Annotated in this window: 14 protein-coding genes and 2 pseudogenes; 11 read left to right on the top strand and 5 right to left on the bottom strand. The window is 70.7% G+C overall.

Going from position 1 to position 17,367, the window contains the following annotated elements:
* The first annotated feature begins 62 nt into the window (after positions 1–62).
* Together VS93_RS21155 and ybaK are read left to right on the top strand one after the other, a co-directional pair.
* Complete coding sequence (locus VS93_RS21155) at positions 63–740, top strand: LON peptidase substrate-binding domain-containing protein (protein WP_046471642.1); 678 nt, start codon at positions 63–65, stop codon at positions 738–740.
* 31 nt (positions 741–771) lie between these two features.
* The gene (gene ybaK / locus VS93_RS21160; RefSeq protein ID WP_046471643.1) at positions 772–1,254 is read left to right on the top strand and encodes a Cys-tRNA(Pro) deacylase; all 483 of its coding nucleotides are present in this window, start codon (positions 772–774) and stop codon (positions 1,252–1,254) included.
* A gap of 24 nt (positions 1,255–1,278) precedes the next feature.
* Here the strand turns inward: ybaK and VS93_RS21165 are convergent, their stop codons facing one another.
* On the bottom strand, positions 1,279–1,893 hold the full coding sequence (locus tag VS93_RS21165) for a hypothetical protein (protein WP_046471644.1): 615 nt from the start codon (positions 1,891–1,893) through the stop codon (positions 1,279–1,281).
* 338 nt (positions 1,894–2,231) lie between these two features.
* Here VS93_RS21165 and VS93_RS27255 point away from each other — a divergent pair, with 338 nt between their 5' ends.
* The 6 genes and pseudogenes from VS93_RS27255 to fxsT all read left to right on the top strand — a co-directional run bounded on the left by VS93_RS27255 (position 2,232) and on the right by fxsT (position 13,013).
* Positions 2,232–2,873, top strand: coding sequence for a hypothetical protein (locus VS93_RS27255; RefSeq protein WP_156184959.1), 642 nt, complete (start codon positions 2,232–2,234; stop codon positions 2,871–2,873).
* 119 nt (positions 2,874–2,992) lie between these two features.
* The gene (locus VS93_RS21175; protein ID WP_046471645.1) at positions 2,993–4,243 is read left to right on the top strand and encodes an endonuclease/exonuclease/phosphatase family protein; all 1,251 of its coding nucleotides are present in this window, start codon (positions 2,993–2,995) and stop codon (positions 4,241–4,243) included.
* Between the two features lie 111 nt (positions 4,244–4,354).
* Positions 4,355–5,277: pseudogene (gene ligD / locus VS93_RS21180) on the top strand (non-homologous end-joining DNA ligase).
* Positions 5,278–5,457: 180 nt separating this feature from the next.
* Positions 5,458–7,311, top strand: coding sequence for a VMAP-C domain-containing protein (locus VS93_RS21185; RefSeq protein WP_162231698.1), 1,854 nt, complete (start codon positions 5,458–5,460; stop codon positions 7,309–7,311).
* Positions 7,312–7,323: 12 nt separating this feature from the next.
* Complete coding sequence (locus VS93_RS21190; protein WP_082127081.1) at positions 7,324–8,466, top strand: AAA family ATPase; 1,143 nt, start codon at positions 7,324–7,326, stop codon at positions 8,464–8,466.
* A 107-nt stretch (positions 8,467–8,573) separates the two neighbouring features.
* Positions 8,574–13,013, top strand: coding sequence for an FxSxx-COOH system tetratricopeptide repeat protein (gene fxsT, locus VS93_RS21195; RefSeq protein ID WP_236700655.1), 4,440 nt, complete (start codon positions 8,574–8,576; stop codon positions 13,011–13,013).
* A 53-nt stretch (positions 13,014–13,066) separates the two neighbouring features.
* Here fxsT and VS93_RS21200 read toward each other — a convergent pair whose 3' ends face one another.
* Positions 13,067–13,339, bottom strand: coding sequence for a DUF397 domain-containing protein (locus VS93_RS21200; protein ID WP_046471649.1), 273 nt, complete (start codon positions 13,337–13,339; stop codon positions 13,067–13,069).
* Positions 13,340–13,556: 217 nt separating this feature from the next.
* On the opposite strand from VS93_RS21200, the gene VS93_RS21205 reads away from it, so the two are divergent.
* The gene (locus VS93_RS21205) at positions 13,557–13,895 is read left to right on the top strand and encodes a CU044_2847 family protein (RefSeq protein ID WP_046471650.1); all 339 of its coding nucleotides are present in this window, start codon (positions 13,557–13,559) and stop codon (positions 13,893–13,895) included.
* Between the two features lie 161 nt (positions 13,896–14,056).
* On the opposite strand, the gene VS93_RS21210 is transcribed toward VS93_RS21205, so the two are convergent.
* On the bottom strand, positions 14,057–14,560 hold the full coding sequence (locus VS93_RS21210) for a YfcE family phosphodiesterase (RefSeq protein ID WP_046471654.1): 504 nt from the start codon (positions 14,558–14,560) through the stop codon (positions 14,057–14,059).
* 277 nt (positions 14,561–14,837) lie between these two features.
* Here VS93_RS21210 and VS93_RS21215 point away from each other — a divergent pair, with 277 nt between their 5' ends.
* On the top strand, positions 14,838–15,119 hold the full coding sequence (locus tag VS93_RS21215) for an isoamylase early set domain-containing protein (protein ID WP_046471651.1): 282 nt from the start codon (positions 14,838–14,840) through the stop codon (positions 15,117–15,119).
* Between the two features lie 73 nt (positions 15,120–15,192).
* Here the strand turns inward: VS93_RS21215 and VS93_RS21220 are convergent, their stop codons facing one another.
* Together VS93_RS21220 and VS93_RS21225 are read right to left on the bottom strand one after the other, a co-directional pair.
* Entirely contained in the window at positions 15,193–15,852 is a 660-nt protein-coding gene (locus VS93_RS21220) for a PaaI family thioesterase (RefSeq protein WP_046471652.1), read from the bottom strand.
* Between the two features lie 202 nt (positions 15,853–16,054).
* A pseudogene (locus VS93_RS21225) lies at positions 16,055–16,482 on the bottom strand (GNAT family N-acetyltransferase).
* Between VS93_RS21225 and VS93_RS21230 the strand changes: the two are divergent.
* Positions 16,427–17,305: an AraC family ligand binding domain-containing protein gene (locus tag VS93_RS21230; protein WP_338022776.1), complete on the top strand. Its 879-nt coding sequence runs from the start codon at positions 16,427–16,429 to the stop codon at positions 17,303–17,305. The pseudogene VS93_RS21225 and the gene VS93_RS21230 sit on opposite strands and share 56 nt — an antisense overlap.
* The last annotated feature ends 62 nt before the right edge of the window (positions 17,306–17,367 follow it).

The following is a 17,367-nucleotide window of genomic DNA, read 5'->3' on the forward strand; positions in this document are numbered from 1 at the left end:
GTCTGCCGCGGCCTCCCGTGGGACAGGCGGGAGGCCGCGCCGTACGTGGGCATACTTGTCCAATGCCCCACCGGCTACCACTGTTCCCGCTCGGGAGTGTGCTGTTCCCCGGGCTCACGATGCCACTGCACGTGTTCGAGAAGCGGTACCGGCACCTGGTGGCCGAACTCCTGGCGCTCCCCGCGGGCGCCGCGCGCCGGTTCGGGATCGTCGGCATCGCCCTCGGCCACGAGGTCGGCGCGGACTCCGCGCCCCAGCTGCACGGAGTCGGCTGCACCGCCGAGTTCCGCAGCGTCCGCGAGCACGGGGACGGCCGCTACGACCTCGTGGTCGAGGGCGACTCGCGCTTCCGCGTCGACGACGTCCTCGTCCCCGATGACGAGCACCCCTATATCAGGGCCGAGACCACGCCCATGCCCGACGAACTCGGACCCGACGCCGACGCCCGGGCCGAACGCGTCAAACGGCTGTTCGGCGTCTACTGCGAGCGGCTGAACAGCATCGGAGTGCCCGCCGAGCCTCCAGACGAGTTGCCCACCGGCCCGCTCCGGCTGTCCTACGCCGTCTCCGCGGCGATGCTCCTCGACCAGCGCGACAAGCAGGAGCTGCTGGAAGCCGACCACGCGGCGGCCCGGCTGGACCTCGCCGGCGCGCTGCTGCGCCGGGAGAACCGTATCCTGGCGGGGCTGCCCGCACTGCCCGCCGGGCGGCTCCTGCGGCGCGACGTCAGCCTGAACTGATCCGGCGCCCCGAGCAAGGGGAGGAGGAAGCGTGGGCGGAAAGGGGACACCGGCGACGGTCGCGGCGAGTCGCGCGAAGGTCTGGTACGTCCTGCATCCCTACACCGCGAGCGGCGACGGCTCCTCCTACGGCACGGAGGCCGCCGACGCCCTGCGCCTCGGCCACGACCGGGTGTTCAAGACGCTGGTGGCCACGGTCGACGGCACGCTCACCGTCGGCGTCGTCCCGGTCGGCGCGGCGCTCGATCTCAAGGCGCTGGCCGCCGCCGCGGGCGGGAAGAGGGCCACGATGGCCGATCCCGGGGACGCCGAGCGGGCCACCGGTTACGTGCGCGGGGGCATCAGCCCCCTCGGCCAGCGCAGGAGGTTGAGGACCGTCATCGACTCCTCCGTGACCGGCCATCCGACGGTCTTCGTCTCGGCCGGGCGCCGGGGGGTGCAGATGGAACTCGCCCCCCATGACCTCGTCCGCCTTACCCGGGCCGTCACCGCCCGGATCTCGACGGGAGGCTGAAGGACCGCCGGGCCGCGATGCGGCTCACGGAACGGTCCGGCCCTCTTCCGCGCCCCCCGAGCCGCTCTCTCCCACGTCGCCCTGCCCCGGGTCGCCGGTGCCGGACGCCTCGGCGTTCCGCTGATGCGGCAGGTCCTGGCGCCAGATGCTGACCGCGTCGAACAGGCCGTACTGCAGTACACACACGAAGGGCCACACGAGCAGGGTGCCCAGGGCGCGCAGTTGCAGCCCGGCCTGGACCACCTCCTCGGGTTCGGCATCGGCGAGCGTCCGCTCGAAGGCCCCGGAGTCGAGTCCCACGCCGACACGCCAGGCGACCAGCGACCCGGCCACGGCGCCGATGACGAGGCCGACCAGGCAGACCAGGCGCAGGTCCGTCCCGTGCCGCGAGGCCACCTTGTACTGCACCAGGTAGGTGCCGTATCCGCAGGCCACACCGGCGCACACCATGATGATGGCGAAGTAGCCCTCGGAGGCGAACACGGTCTCGGAGAGCGGCAGGGGCACGGTCGTCCCGTTCCCGGTGACGGTGACCTCGGGCCGCGGCGCGATCGCCCACCACAGCAGCCCCAGCGGTACGCCGAGTGCCGCGACACTCCCCATGACCGCTGTTCCCATGACGAGCCGTCGCCGCGCCATTCGCCGGTGCCCCCTTATCCCGCTGCTCTTCGCGTCCTGCTGCCGCCCTGACCGCGCCGAGACCCGTTTCCCCGTGGCGGTCGGCGCGTCCACCGAATGTATCCCCTGGCCACGATGGTGCCGCACCGGCACCTCGCGGGCGGCTACATGCCGCCGAGGCAGTTCGAGCCGAGCAGCGCTTTCAGACCGCCCATGAGCTCCGGCGAATCCGGCCCGGAGGGAGCGGTTCCTCTGCTGCTACGTTGTTTCCCCGGCGAAGACAGGGAACCGCGCGCAACCCGCATCCCGTCTGAACACCGCACTCGCGCGAGACCCGAAGCGATGGAAGGTCCACGACGATGTCGGAGTACGGGGGCGGCTACCGCCCACCGCAGCAGCCCAGCGGAGCGCACGGCCCTCAGTACGGGCAGCCCTCGTTCGGACCTCCCCCGTCCGGGCAGCCGTCCTACGGCCCGCCGCAGCCCGGGATGCCGCCTTATGGTTACGGCCGGCCGGGGTACGGCGGCGCTCCGGCGGGGCTCACGGGCGAGATGCCGGGTTCGGTGACCGCCGCCCGCGTGATCATGTTCATCCAGGGAGGGCTGGGCGCGCTCGTCAGCGCGCTCCTGCTGATCGTCGCGGTCGCCTTCGGCACGGTGTCCGGCGCGATCTCCTCTCTGGACGAGGAGATGGGCCGGTTTTTCGGCGCCCTCGGAGTCGGCGTCGTGGTGGTCCTGCTCGTCTTCCTGGCGATGGCCGTGGGGATCACGGTCCTCACGTTCATGCTGGCCGCCCGCTTCCCCCGCCGGCGCAACAGCATCCGTATCGGGGCCCTGGTCCTTGAGGGCGTCTTCGGCGCCTTCTACACGGTGAATGCCATGCTCTCGCTCGTCGGTAGCGGCGGCGGCAGCGGCGTGCTCAACCTCGTCTTCGCGGCGCTGTGCTGGACGGTGTTCGGCATTCTGCTCACCCAGCACGCCAAGTGGTACTTCAACGGTTGACCCCGGCCGCGGATCACCGTGCGTGCACCGGATGTTCACCGCCCCGGCGGTCCCGCTGATAGAAGGAGCGGGCACTCTGGTTCCAGCCGCCCGCCCGTCCGCGTCCCGAAAGGTCTCGCATGCGCACCCCGCGCCGTTCCCGCACCGCCGTCCCCTCCACCCTCGCGGCGGTTGCCCTGTTCACCGCGACCACCGCCGCCCTCACCCCTGCGGCAGCGGCGGAGACGGCCGGGCGCGCGGAGGCCGGTATCCGGTTCGCCACGTTCAACGCCTCGCTGCACCGGGCGGCCGAGGGGGAGCTCGCTGAGGACCTCGCCACGCCCGATGACGAGCAGGCCCGGGCGGTCGCCGAGATCATCCAGCGCCAGCGGCCTGATGTGCTGCTGGTCAACGAGTTCGACCACGACGGCGAGGGCCGCGCCTCCAGGCTGTTCCAGGAGAACTACCTGTCGGCGGGGCAGAATGGAGCGGAGCCCATCGCCTACCCCTACAGCTACACCGCGCCGAGCAACACCGGGATCGCCTCGGGGGTGGACCTGGACAACGACGGCCGGGCCGTCACCGAGCCGGGCGAATCCGGCTACGCCGAGGACGCCTTCGGCTACGGCGTCTATCCCGGCCAGTACGGGATGGTGGTCTACTCCAAATACCCCATCGACACCGGTGCCGCCCGCACCTTCCAGACGTTCCGCTGGGCGGACATGCCCGGTGCGCTGCTGCCCACCGACCCCGGGACCGGTGAGGACTTCTACTCCGACGAGGCGCTGGAGGTTCTCCGGCTGTCCTCGAAGAACCACTGGGACCTGCCGGTGCGCACCGGACGCGGAAGGACCGTGCACCTTCTGGCCTCCCACCCCACTCCCCCCACCTTCGACGGTCCGGAGAAGCGCAACGTCGCCCGCAACCACGACGAGATCCGGTTCTGGGCCGACTACGTCACACCGGGGAGGGCCGGCTACATCTACGACGACGAGGGCCGCTACGGAGGGCTGCGCCCGGGCGCGAGGTTCGTGATCGCGGGCGACCTCAACACCGACCCCGAGGACGGCGACGGCCACCCCGATGCCGTGGCGCAGCTGCTGGAGGCCGCGCGGGTCAACGGAACGGTGCGGCCGGCCGGCGAGGGCGGCGTGGAGGCGGCGGAGCTGCAGGGCGGGGCCAACGACGAGCACGCCGGCGACCCCGCTCACGACACCGCCGACTTCGCCGATGATCCCGGGCCGGGCAACCTCCGGGCGGACTACGTGCTGCCTTCGCGCGGTCTGCCCGTACTCGACACCGCGGTGTTCTGGCCGGCCACCGACGACCCGGTGTCGGAGGTGGCCGATGCCGCCTCCGATCACCGCATGGTCTGGCTGGACGTGCGCTGACACCGGTTCAGCCGCCCCTGGTCTGGTTAGTCGTTCCCCGAGGGGAGACGGCCAGGAACGAACCCCGCCGGGGCGCCCGAGCCCTCGCGCCTTCGGCGGGAGGGAGGCGGCATGAGTACGGCCACGGAGTCCGTGAGAGCCGGGCGGCACACCCTGCAGGTGCGCAACGCGGGCAAGGAACTGTTCGACGAGGGCGGTGTCACCAAGCGCGAACTCATCGAGCACTACCGGCGGGTCGCCCCGGCGATCCTGCCGCACATCCGCGAACGGCCGCTGGCGCTGCACCGCTTCCCGGACGGTATCGGCCCGGACTCAGGGAAGGACGGCTTCTTCCAGAAGCAGCGCCCCGAGCACGCGCCGGACTGGGTGCGCGGAGTCCGCGTGGAGCGGCGGCAAGGGGGCTCCCTCACCATGGTGGTCTGCGACGACACCGCCACGCTGCTCTGGCTCGCCGACCAGGCCGTGATCACTCTGCACCCGTGGCTGAGCCGCGTCGGGGACCTGCGGCGGCCGGACCGGATGATCTTCGATCTGGATCCGCCCGGCGACGACTTCGCGAGGTGCGCCGGGCCGCCTGGGATGTCCGGGAGGTCCTGGCGGAGCTGCGGCTCGCGTGCTACCTCATGACCACGGGTTCCCGCGGCCTGCACGTCGTGGTGCCGATCCGCCCGGAGTTGGACTTCGACGACGTGCGCGAGTTCGCCCGCGCCATCGCCGACCTGGCAGCGGAGCGCCACCCGGAACGACTCACGACCCAGGTCCGCAAGGACAAGCGGGGCGGGCGGCTGTTCCTGGACATCCTGCGCAACGCCTACGCCCAGCACGCCGTCGCGCCCTATTCCGTCCGCCCTCTTCCCGGGGCGCCCGTGGCCATCCCGTTGACCTGGGAAGAACTGGAGGAGACCGATTCCTCCCGGACCTGGTCGGTGCGTAATCTCGGGGACCGTCCAGCCGGGGACCCGTGGCGGGGCATGGCCCGGCACGCCCGTTCCCTGGAGAAGGCGGTCCGGCGGCTGGAGCGCTTGAGCCGGTGACGGCACCCCGGGTTCGGGGGCCGCGGTCCATTATGCCCGCCCGACCTGCAAAGGGTATGTAACTATACACCTACTGAGAGTATTCATCGCATCGACGGGAAGATAAAGAGCCAACCGAATCCCACCCCTCAGAGCTGACCGTTCCATCCCCGCACAATCGAAGAAAGAGGCCGCGCCACGGTGGCATCTCCTTCGCTCGCTCTCCCTCCCACATGGCAGGTCCGGATCACGGCGCCCGACGGCACTGTTGCCGGGGGCGGCGTCCTCGTCCCCGGGAACCGGGTCCTGACCTGCGTTCACGTCGTCAACGCCGCTCTTCGGCGAGTCTCCGGCTCCCGTCCCCCGGAGCCGGAGCAACCGGTGTACGTGGACGTCCCGCACCACGCCCAGTACCGGCGCAGGTGCGCCCGGGTCATCGACGCGTCCTGGAACATCGAACGCGACACCACCCTGCTGCGGCTGGATGAGGGCCCCATGTGCGCGGCGGCGCGGCTCAGCGCGCGCACAGCGGAGATCACGGCGTCGCACCAGCCGTACCCGGTACGCGTCCGGGGGTACCCGAGGAGCAACGCGGAGGGACTTTCGGTCACCGCCTGGGTGATCGCCCCCGGCGGGGACCTGCCCCAGCGCGCGCAGGTCGACATCGACGTCCGCCACCCCGCCCGCTTCGAGCCGGGCTTCAGCGGATGCGGAGTTCTGGACACCCGGGACGGCTCCGTGATCGGCATCCTCACCAGCGCGCTGCAGGACACCCCCGACAGCGGCGGACGGCTCTCCGAACGCCACGGCCGCATCGGCCTGATGGAACCGGTCGAGATGGTCGAGCCGCTCAGCGAGCATCTCGGCGACCCCGAACTGGACGAGGTGCGCCGGGTGCTGAGCGATGTGCTGTTCGAGGGCACGCTGGAGGCATACATAGCGGCGACCCGCCACCGCGCCACCAGGGGCGCCAACTTCACCTCCGCCTGGGAGGCGTTCGCCGAGCTGAGGGAACTCACTCCGCGCCCCGACGGGCTCCCGTGCGAGGTCGTCTTCGTCGAGGAGATCGCGCGGAAGGGAGTGATCGCCCCGCAGGTCCTGCGCGCCTACAGCGACAGCCGATACCCCTCGGAGGTCCCGAGAGAGGCACTGGAACAGCTCCGGGAGGCCGGGACGCCCACTCCGCCGAAGGCCGCCTCGCTCATCATCTCCGCCGATCCCGTGCCCGGCGACCCCGACGCTCCGCAGGCCTACCTCGTTTCGCACTGGGTCCGGGACGGGCAGGGAGTTTCCAAGGGGTCCCCTTCTCGGATATCGGAGCAGGAGTTGCGCGACACCGTCCTGCAGCTGATCGACGACACCGAGGCGCGGCTGCACTCCCGGGATTTTCAGGAGGCGGTGGATCTGCGCCTGGAGTTCATACTCCCATTTCCGCTGCTGACACAGCCGATAGCACAATGGCGGCTATCAGCCCCCATCACGGGCGAAGGGGAGCGAATCGGGGCGTCGTACGAAATCCTGCTGCACTCACAGGAACGCCTCAACGATCCTGGCTGGGAAAGGGCACGCCGGAAAATCCTGCACCGATGGCAGGAGATGATCGCCAATGGCGCGGGACGTCTCCTCCAAATCCCGCCGGGACCGGACACCGGAACGGGCACCCCCCTCAACGACCGCCTGGCGGGCCCGGGGATCGTCCTGTGCGTCCTCGGAGACGCCCCGGACCCCGGCGCCAGGACCCGGCAGCTGGGCGCGGCACTGCAGGCCGGCCTGCCCGCCATCGCCTGGCTGCGCAACGGCGATGAGCAGGAGACGCGCAGATTCCATGATCGAATGTCCACAATTCCCCGGGAGGACGGGGATACTATCTCCCCGGAGGACATCGCCTCTCTGCCGCGCCTGCTGCGCGAGTGGCGCACACAAAGCGGAGAACCGGACGAGGAAGGGTACGACCCCTACGACGTCATCGTTATTCTCGACAATATGCCCCAGATCCGGGATCTCCACCATGTCGGAATTCTTACCTCGCCCAAGAAGAGTGACGATAACGACTAGGAATGTCTGCTGATGACCTCTTCTCCGGCCTCCCCCGCGTCCGGCTCTGGACGGCCTCCTGGCCCGCGCGGCGCCGCCGATGACGACTCCCGGACTCCCTTGTGGTGGATCTACCGGGGCACCGGGTGCCCCGGCCCGTACTTCGCCTCGTTGCAGGAGCGTCTTCCCGACCCCCCGCCCTGGCGCCGCTTCGACGGTGGGCCGGACCAGCCCGACCCGCCCGCCGACGACAACGAGACGGCGCGCGTCCTCGGCTCGGCGACCGAGAAGGCGACCCGCCCGCTCACCGACCACGAGAGCCACGTGGTCGAGGCGGTCAACACCGCGCTGCTGCTGCGGCGTCCGCTCCTGGTCACCGGCGATCCCGGAGTCGGCAAGTCCGCCCTTGCCTACCGGGTGTCCCGCGAGCTGAAGCTGGGACGGGTGCTGCGCTGGTCCATCACCAGCCGCAGCGACCTGCGGTCGGGCCTCTACGAGTACGATCCCATCGCCCGTATCCACGACATCTCCGCGGACGCGGCGAGCACACCGGCGGCGGGCGGACCCGTCGACCGGCCCATCGGCGACTATCTGCGCCTGGGACCGCTGGGGACCGCACTGCTCCCCCACCGGCTCCCCCGTGTTCTGATCATCGACGAGTTCGACAAGAGCGACGTCGATCTGGCCGACGATCTGCTCGACGTCCTGGAGAACGGGAGCTACCGGATCCCGGAGCTCACCCGCTTGCGGTCGGTCCAGCCCGAGGTCACCGTCCCCACCGACGATCCCGGCCGGACCGCCACCGTGCACGAGGGGCTGGTCCGCTGCCGCCAGTTCCCCTTCATCGTCATCACCAGTAACGGCGAGCGCCCCTTCCCCCCGGCCTTCCGCCGCCGCTGCCTGCCCATCCGCCTGGAGCGCCCCACCGCCGAGCAGCTGGCCGACATGATCTGCGCGCACTTCACCGACCGCGACCGCTCCCAGGACCGGGATCTCGTCACGGAATTCCTTCGCCGCTGCGACGAGGTGAACGGCCTCTCCATAGATCAGCTACTGAACTCGGTCCATCTCGTTAGTTCCGATGTCCGTTCCCATGCCACATCCTTGGGGCCCAATGCGTGGAACCGGATACTGGACCTTGTCTGGCAGCGCCTAACGGAAGCGGGCCACGAGTGACCGGATACTGGGGTCACGACCGGCCAGGGGCCGCGGGGGCGGCGGCATCGCCGTCCCCTGAACGGTCATTTGCGGGGCACGGTCAGGAGCAGCCCACGTGGTGGGAGGTGGGCGACGCGCTGTGGCTCGCCGCGCACCGCGACGCGACTCCGCCGGCGGCCGGACACCCCGCATCGCCAGAGCCCCGCCCCGTCCTCATGGGACCACCGCCCACGAGGCCGCGCCTCTGCCCTCCGGCTCCCATCCCGCCCCCAAGCCCGGACCGGAGCCGGCCGGGCCTCCCGAGGGCGCCCCCCCTGTCCCGGCCTCCCTCCGATCCATGGGGCCAGGCCGCTGATACGTTCGCCTCCACCGCCGACCACGGCCCCGCGATACCGCTTTCACCGAACGGGGCGCCGACCCTGCACGGCCGCCAGGCCCTGATCCGGGCGGCGCGCTGGTTCCGCCGGTACCGCGATTCCGGGGAACGGCGGCTCAACGAGGACGCCACCGCGGAGAGTTTCGCCCAGCGCGCCCTGGCCGCCCCCCGCACGGAGCGCGCCCGGCGCACCCCGGTACTGCCGGAGTTCACCGCGCACCGGGAACGCGCCGACGACCTGATCCTGCTGATCGACGACAGCCTGTCGATGCTGCTACAGCAGCCTCTCGTGAAGGAGTTCACCGAGCTCCTGGCACCGCTGGGGGTGTTCCGGCGCATCCGCACCTGTTACTTCGACTCCGACAAGACCCACGCCGACGACATCGCCCTGCGGGCCGCCGGCAAGCCGGCTCCGGACCCGCACCAGCTGTGCGAGGGAAACGGCCGGGAGATCCTGCTGGTGCTCACCGATGGTGTGGGGGACGGCTGGCACACCGGGGCGGTGGAATCGTGGCTCGCCCTGTGGGGACGCAGCGCTGTTGTCGGGGTCGGCCAGGTGCTCGACCGTTCGCTGTGGCCGCGCACCGGGACGCGGCCGCGCCGGGTCGCGCTGAGCGTTCCCGAGCCGCCCGGTGAAGCGCTCACCCCCAACACCAGGTACCGGGTGCGCCCGCACACCCTCGGCCTGGCCGACCCCGGAGGGATCCCGCCGCAGAACGCCGTGGCGGTCCCGCTCATTCCGATGGAGGCGCACGAACTCGGACGCTGGGCTCGCTTCGTCTCACGGCGGCAGCACCGGCCCGAATACCCGACCACCGCGCTGCTCGCCGAGTGGAGGCAAGGGTTTCCCACCGAAGGAAACGAGCTCCCCTGGGACCTCCCCGAGCCCTTCGCCGGGGGCGGCCATGACACCCGGGTGTCCCCGGCGGCCGGGGACCGCGTGGCGAGGTTCCGGGCCGGGACCTCCCCCACCGCGTTTCGCCTGGCCGTGTGCCTGGCCGCGATCCCCCTCAACATGTCGACCATCCGGATGGTCCAGGAGCGCTTCGTCCCGCGGTCACGACCTTCGGACCTTACCGAGGTGCTGTGCTCTGGACTGGTCAGACGCCGCGAGGACGCCCTCGCGCCCACCCGCGAGGACCGGGTCTCGTTCGACTTCCACCCGGGGGTGCGCGAGCAACTGCTGGCCGTGGGCGGCCGCCGGCAGGAGACCAAGGACCTGCTGGAGACGGTCGCCGATCGCTACCGCGATTCGATCCCGTGGTTCGGCGACGTGGAACGGCTGCTGCTCGGGGAGGCTCCGGACCTCCCCCTGCCCGAGGTGGACGACGCCACCGCTCCGTTCGCGCGCGCCATCCACGCCGCCCTGCTCGCGATTCCCGGTCAGGTCCGCGCCGTGGCCGCGCAGTGGGAGGTCCCCTCCGAGGAGCCTTCCCGGCCGCAGCCCGGCACGGCCTTCCCGACTCCGGCGCCCGGGGCTGAGGACGACCCCGGCAGCACGGCCCGCGCCAGTTCCGAAAACCCGAAGGACAGCACTATGGCTCCTGCCGACTCCCCAGCGACCGGCTCCTCCCGGCGGACGATCGCCGAAGAGCCGCCCGTCACCGCTTTCGACGGCGGGGACGCGCCTGCCCCTGCCCCTCATCGGCGCGAGCCCACCCGGACGGCGCCGCGCGGGCCGCGCGTGCGCCCTGCCGTTTGGGGACAGGTGCCGCCGCGCAATGTGAGCTTCGTGGGCAGGGAGGCGCAGCTGCGGGCACTGCACGAGCATCTGCAGCAGGGATCCACGGCGCTGCTGCCGCAGACCGCCCCGCAGACCCTGCAGGGTATGGGAGGTGTCGGAAAGACCCAGCTGGCCGTGGAGTTCGCCTGGCGGCACCGGAGCGACTACGACCTGGTGTGGTGGGTCCCGGCCGACACCCCGGCCCAGATCCAGCAGGCGCTGATCGAACTCGCCCCGAAGCTGGGCCTGGACAGCGGGGGCGACCCGGCGTCCACCGTCCGCGCCGTACTGGAGACGCTGCGCGCCGGGGACCCCTATGACGAGTGGCTGCTGATCTACGACAACGCCGGCGACCCGGCCACCGTCCGCCCCTTCATCCCTCCGGCCGGGCCGGGCCAGGTGCTGGTCACGTCGCGATCCAGCCAGTGGCGCACCACGAGCGAGAGCCTGCTGCAGATCGACACGTTCGACCGCGAGGAGAGCACGGAACTGCTGCTCAAACGCGGCCCCGAGTCACTCACCGAGTCGGAGGCCGACCACATCGCCGACAAGCTGGGCGATCTGCCGCTGGCCGTGGAACAGACGGCCGTGTGGCTGTACGAGACGCTGATGCCGCCCTCGGAGTGGCTGGCGCTGTTCGACGAGAAGGCGCACGAGCTGCTGTCCAACGTCTCTCCCAGCCCCGACTACCCCTGGTCGGTGGCGGCGACGATGGACATGACGCTGGACCGGCTGCACCAGACCAACCGCGGGGCACTGCGGCTGCTGCAGGTCTGCGCTTTCCTGGCCCCGCAGCCGATCCCGCGGAGGCTTTTCAACGGGGCACGCAGCATCGAGGCCCCGCCCGAGCTCGCCGAGATCCTCGCCGATCCCGCCATCAAGCTGAGCCGGGCGCTGCGTACGATCGACCGCTACGCGCTGGTCAAGATGGACCACCGCAACGAGACCTTCCAGCTGCACCGGCTGGTCCAGGAGACCCTGAAGCTGCCGTTGAGCAGCGAGGAGCGCAGGGAACTCCGGCACTGCGCCCATATGCTGCTGGCCAACCTCGACCCGGGCGACCCGTTCGCCACCCGCGACTGGCCACGCTACGTCGAGCTGCTCCCGCACGTATGGGCGAACGAGCAATGGGACTGCCACAACGAGTGGGCCCGCCAGCTCGTCATCAGCGAGATGCACTTCCTGGCGCTGTGGGGTGGCTACTCCGAAGGCGAGTCGCTGGGGGTGCGCGCCATCTCCGCGTGGAAGGAGCGGATGGGGCCCGAGCACCCGCAGACGCTGCGCGCCCAGATGCAGTACACGCAGATCTTGCGCAACCTCGGCTCGTTCCGCGAAGCCTTCGACCGCAGCACGCAGCTCGTCGACACGCTCACCCGGATCAACGGCTCCGACGACGAGGAGACCCTCGAAGCCCACATGAACCTCGCCTGGGACCTGCGCAACATCGGCCGGTTCCAGGACGCGGTCGCGGTGAGCACGGAGGTGTACGAGCGCTACCAGCGGGTCTTGGGCCGCGACGACATCCTCACCCTGAACGCCGCGCACGTGCACTCCGTCGGCCTGCGGCTCATCGGCCGCTTCACCGAGGCGATGGAGATCGACTGGTACAACTACGAGCGGCGGATCGGAATCCTCGGCCCGGAGCACGGCCTCACCCAGGGCAGCAAGTACGGCCACGCCCTCGGGCTGATGGAGTCCGGGCGCTACTGGGAGTCGATGAGCGCCCTGGAGGAGCAGCACGAGGACGACGACCGGCTCTCTCCCCCGCACTCCCCCAGCCGACTGATCACCATGCTGGCACTGTCGGCGGTGAAGCGGCGCACGGGGCGGCTCCGGGAGGCCCTGGAGCTATCGGAGGAGGCGTATCGGCTGTTCCGCGAACGGCTGGGCCCCGACAACCACCAGACGGTCCGGGCGGCGGCCAGCCACGCCGTGTCGCTGCGCGCCGCGGGCGAGCACGAGGCCGCCCTGGACCTCTCCCGCGAGGCCCGTGAGCGCTACCGGAACCTCTACGGCTCCGACCACCCGCTCTACGCCGACGCGTCGGTCAACCACGCTGTGACGCTCCGGCTCCTCGGCCACGTGGAACAGGCGCGCAGCGTCGACGAGGAGTCCATGGTGGTGCATACCGACCGGCTCGGCTCGGACCACCCCAACACGGTCGCCAACGCCGTCAACCTGGCCAGCGACCTGATCGCCTCCGGGGATGCCGCCGCCGCCCTTGAGATGGACATCCAGACCCACGAACGCGCCCGGCGGAACTTCGGGGAGAACCATCCATTGACGCTGGCGGTGCTGCGCAACACGCTGCTGGACCGCAGGGCCGTGGAGCGGGAGCCGCTGGACGAGGAACGGGACGACGTCGTCATGCGCTACCGGGCGGTGTTTGGTCCGGACCATCCGTCGACGCACTCGGCGGAGCAGGACGTGCGGGCGAACTGCGACCTGTTCATGAGCGGCATGTAGGGCCGGCGGCGCTCAGCACGGCGGGGCGGGCCTTCCGAGGCGGGGCGCCCCGCTCAGTCCAGCTCGCCGCGGCGCAGGGCTCGGAGGAAGATGCTCCAGGCTTGCGCGCTCACCTCGATCACCCTGTCTCTGGGATGCCGGGAGTCGCGGAGCAGCACCCAGCCGTTGGAAGACCGGGCCACCTCCACACACTCCCGGTCCTGGGCGCTGTACCCGGACTTGTGCCACGCCGGGGAGCAGCGGGCGGGCGGTCCCGCGGCGGTGAGCTCGCAGCCGCCCTCCCCTCCTCTCGACTCCTCGCTGAGCCCCGCTGATTCAGTGCTCATACAGGTCTCTCGGTCGCGGATCGGCGTCCCGGCACGGGCGCGGAGGCACACGGTTCTTCCCATGGAAAATATCTCGGCATACTCCGTCTATATTTATATCCCCCTATTACCCCGAACCATGTGGGCCGATCCCGGACATCTGTCTTACGTCGCGCCCATTAAGCAGCGGATGATGGCTTCCATCCGGCTCACACTGTGATGGCGAAAGATAGAGAAGATGGCAGAAATCGTCCGATTCCAAAACGACCAGGGCACTTCGGTCCTCGTCGAGACCGCCGGCAGCTCACCCGTTATGCGCGAGGTGGGAGGTCGCGACGTTTTCCGCGTGGCGGATGAGAAATTCGAAGCGATACTCGGCAAGATCCGTGACCTCTCTGACCTGGTAGCCCGCGAATTGTCCGAGCTCGCGTCCGAACCCGACGAGATCATGGTCGAATTGGGGGTGAGCGTCAACGCCGAGGCGGAGGTCTTCATCGCGAAGGCTTCCGCAGAAGGCAGCATGAAAGTCACCTTGAGCTGGGGGAAAGGCTCCGCTCGGGGCATCAGGCGCCGATGAGTGCGTGTCGGATTCCTCGCGGCCCGGCACCCCGGCCGTATGCAATATACGCGCTTTCGAATTCCAGGGACGATGATTGGCGTCCCCGCCCCGGAAGGGCCGCCCGGATACGGGCGGCCGCACCGGAGGCGGTCCCCGGGAACTCCCGGACGGGACCGGGATCAGGAGGCCGCTGAGAGGCGGTGCAGGCGCACCTCCCGCAGCGTCGCGTCCCCTACGGTGGCCGTCATGTAGGTGTGCTGCGGCTGGCGGCGGCGGTCGGTGGGTGAGCCGGGGTTGAGCAGGCGCAGCCCCGTGGGGGCGGTGCTGTCCCACGGGATGTGGGAATGCCCGAAGACCAGGACATCGCTGTCGCCGAAACGCTCGGCGCAGCGCTTCTCGCGCCCCTTGGCCTGCCCGGTCTCGTGTACGACCGCCACACGCACCCCGCTGAGGATCACACGGGCGACCTCGGGAAGCCGGGCCCGCAGTTCCGGGCCGTCGTTGTTGCCGTACACGCCGATGAGCGACGCCGCCCGCGCCCGGAGTCTCTCCAGCGACGCCAGGTCGCACCAGTCACCGGCGTGGATCACAGTGTCGACCCGCTCCACCTGCTCCCACACCTCGGCGGGAAGATCGCGGGCGCGCCGCGGGATGTGGGTGTCGGAGAGGATCAGCAGACGCATGGCGGTCTGGATGTTCACTCCTGCGAGTTCGGGGACGCGGGAGGCGGGCGCGCCTCACCCCCAGGCTACCGACGCGCACTCCGCCGTCCGCGCGGCCGGCCGGACCGGCTGATCGTCCCATTGAGCGGCACACACACCGAAACCACTACCTTACGTGATTTCTCGATCGTGTTCGGCAACACTTGGCAAGTGTCACGCCCCGGCCCGGCGCGGCCGCCGCACGGTGCTCGCCCCGCCCACGCCGACCAGGAACACTCATCCCAAGGAGGACCGAAACATGATCAAGCGCGGAAAACCGAGCGAGGACGGACGGGTCAAGGTCACGTTCATGCTTCCCGCCCAGGAACCGCCGGGCCAGGTTTCGCTGGTCGGCTCGTTCAACGACTGGGATCCGCACATCCATCCGCTCAGGGCGCGCACGAACGGCCGGCGCAGTGTCGTGGTCAGCGCGCCCGCGAACAGCACGCTGCACTTCCGCTACCTCGGCGAGGACGGTCTGTGGTTCGACGACACCGACGCCGACGAGCTGCTCGAGGACGGATGCCGGCTGCATCTGTGAGTCCTCGGTGTGCCCGGCGGCCGTTCTCCCCGGCACGGTCCCAGAGGGTCGGCCGCGCCGGCCGCGGACGTGATCAGCCGGGAAGCATGAGCTGCACCATGATGGCGGTGCCCTCCGCGGTGATCTCGCCGTTGTGCCGGATCTCTGCGGAGACGAAGACCTTGCGGCGCTCCATGCTGGACACGCGGGCGGCGATTTCCAGAGGGGTGTTGAGCGGGGTCGGTTTGCGGTAGTTGACGTCCAGGTTGGCCGTCAGACCGGGCATGCCCGCGGCGGCCGAGGCGCTGCCCAGAGCCTGGTCCAGCATGGCCGCGATCCAGCCGCCGTGCACGAAGCCGGGCGGGCCCTGGTAGGTCGCGTTCAGCGTGACGTCGGCGCGCACGCCGTCATCGGCGGGCTCCAGCTCCAGCGGCGGAGCGGCCGGGTTACCGGCTCCGGAGACGATGTTGGTGATGGTCTCGTAGTGGGTGCGGCCGTCGGGCCGGGGCTGCCGGAGCATCGCGCCGACCTCGCGGCGCCTGACGTTGAGGCGCTCGGTGAGTTCGTGCACAGTGGCGCTCGCGCGCGCGAGCTCCGCCGGATCGGCCTCGGTGTGCGCGACGGCGTCGATGAGTTCGTGCACCCGGGCCACCAGGGTGCGCAGTTCTTCGGGCAGTTCATCCTCGGCGACCACCGCAAGCCCGAAGTTCCGGGGGTCGGGAAGTTCCGCTACCGGCTGCGCGTCGACCGTCATCACACTCTCGTCGTTCTCTCGGCGGCATGGGGCGGCGAAGGGGATCGCGCCGAACCGAATATTACTCGGTAGTAAGAATGGGGTACAGCCCACCCCTGGCGGGGGACGCACCGGTAGCGTCCAACCCGTTCCGGCTCGGCGGTATTCCGTGATCTTCACCACCGCCGGGCCGAAGACGGCGCCGGCGCACCCGGCCGCCGGGTCAGCGCAGCTCTTTGCGCATGTGCCGGTGGGAGATACCCGCATCCAGGAACTCCGCGCCATAGGCGGTGTATCCGAGCTTGCGGTAGAACCCCAGGGCGTGCGTCTGAGCGTGCAGCTCGATCGCTGCGAGCCCCCGCTCGCGGGCCCGCTCCTCGGCCGCGCGGACCAGAGCGGCCCCTGTTCCGGTACCGCGCGCCCGCGGCAGCACCGCGAGCCGTCCCAGGATCCCCTGGCACCGTCGGCGACCAGCCGCACCGTGCCCACTGCCACCTCGTCGAGCCTGGCCAGCAGGTAATCGGCGCCGTGGTCGCGGGCGTCCCACTCCTCCTCGATCGGGACCTGCTGTTCGGCGACGAACACGGCTCCCCGGATGACGAAGACAGCGGCGCGCTCCTGCGTACTCTCCGCGGGGACGATGGTCAGCATGGCCACGACGATAGCGGGTACCGGGGCCCGCCCTCGCCGGCCGGTTCCCTACGCTTGGAGCATGACCGAGTCGCGCGGCGAGCGGGCGCGCTTCTGGCGGCACCCCGGACTTCCGGGGGTCGAACTGCTCAAGGCCTTCTACGTGCGGCACGCCTTCGGCCGGCACACCCACGAGACCTACACGATCGCCGTGATCGAGTCCGGCATCGAGGAGTACACCTACCGGGGCGCCACGCACAGGGTGGGCCCAGGCGGAATCGCACTCGTCGAGCCGCAGGAGGTGCACACCGGACACGCCGCCCTCCCCGAAGGGTGGCGCTACCGGGTGCTGTACCCGGAAGTGCGGGTGGTCGCCGAAGCCGCGCGGGACCTCGGACTGCCGGCCCTTCCCGGGTTCACCGGCTCGGTGCTGGACGACCCCGCTACCGCCCGCCTGCTGCGTACGGCGCACCAGGCGACCGAACACGGTGACCGGCTGAGCGCCTCCACCCTCACCCGCGAGGCGCTGCACCGGCTCCTGAGCGAGCACACCCGCTCCCGGCCGCCGGCCCCTCCGCGTGCGCCCGAGCCGGCCGGACCCGTCATCGCGGCCCGCGAGCTGCTGCGGGAGAACCTGCTCGATCCGCCCCGGCTGGAGGAGCTGGCCGCCGCTGTGGAGACCGCCCCCTTCCCGCTGCTCCGAGCCTTCCGCGCCGCCTACGGGCTGCCGCCGCACGCCTATGTCAACCAGGTGCGGGTGCACCGCGCCCGGCGACTGCTCCACGAGGGCATCCCGCCGGCCGAGGTCGCGGCCCGCGTCGCTTCGCCGACCAGCCACACCTGACCCGCCACTTCAAGCGGCACATGGGCGTGGCGCCGGGCGCCTACCAGCGCGGGGTCACCGGC

The sequence above is a fragment of the Allosalinactinospora lopnorensis genome (genome assembly GCF_000981225.1).
Lineage (GTDB): Bacteria > Actinomycetota > Actinomycetes > Streptosporangiales > Streptosporangiaceae > Allosalinactinospora > Allosalinactinospora lopnorensis.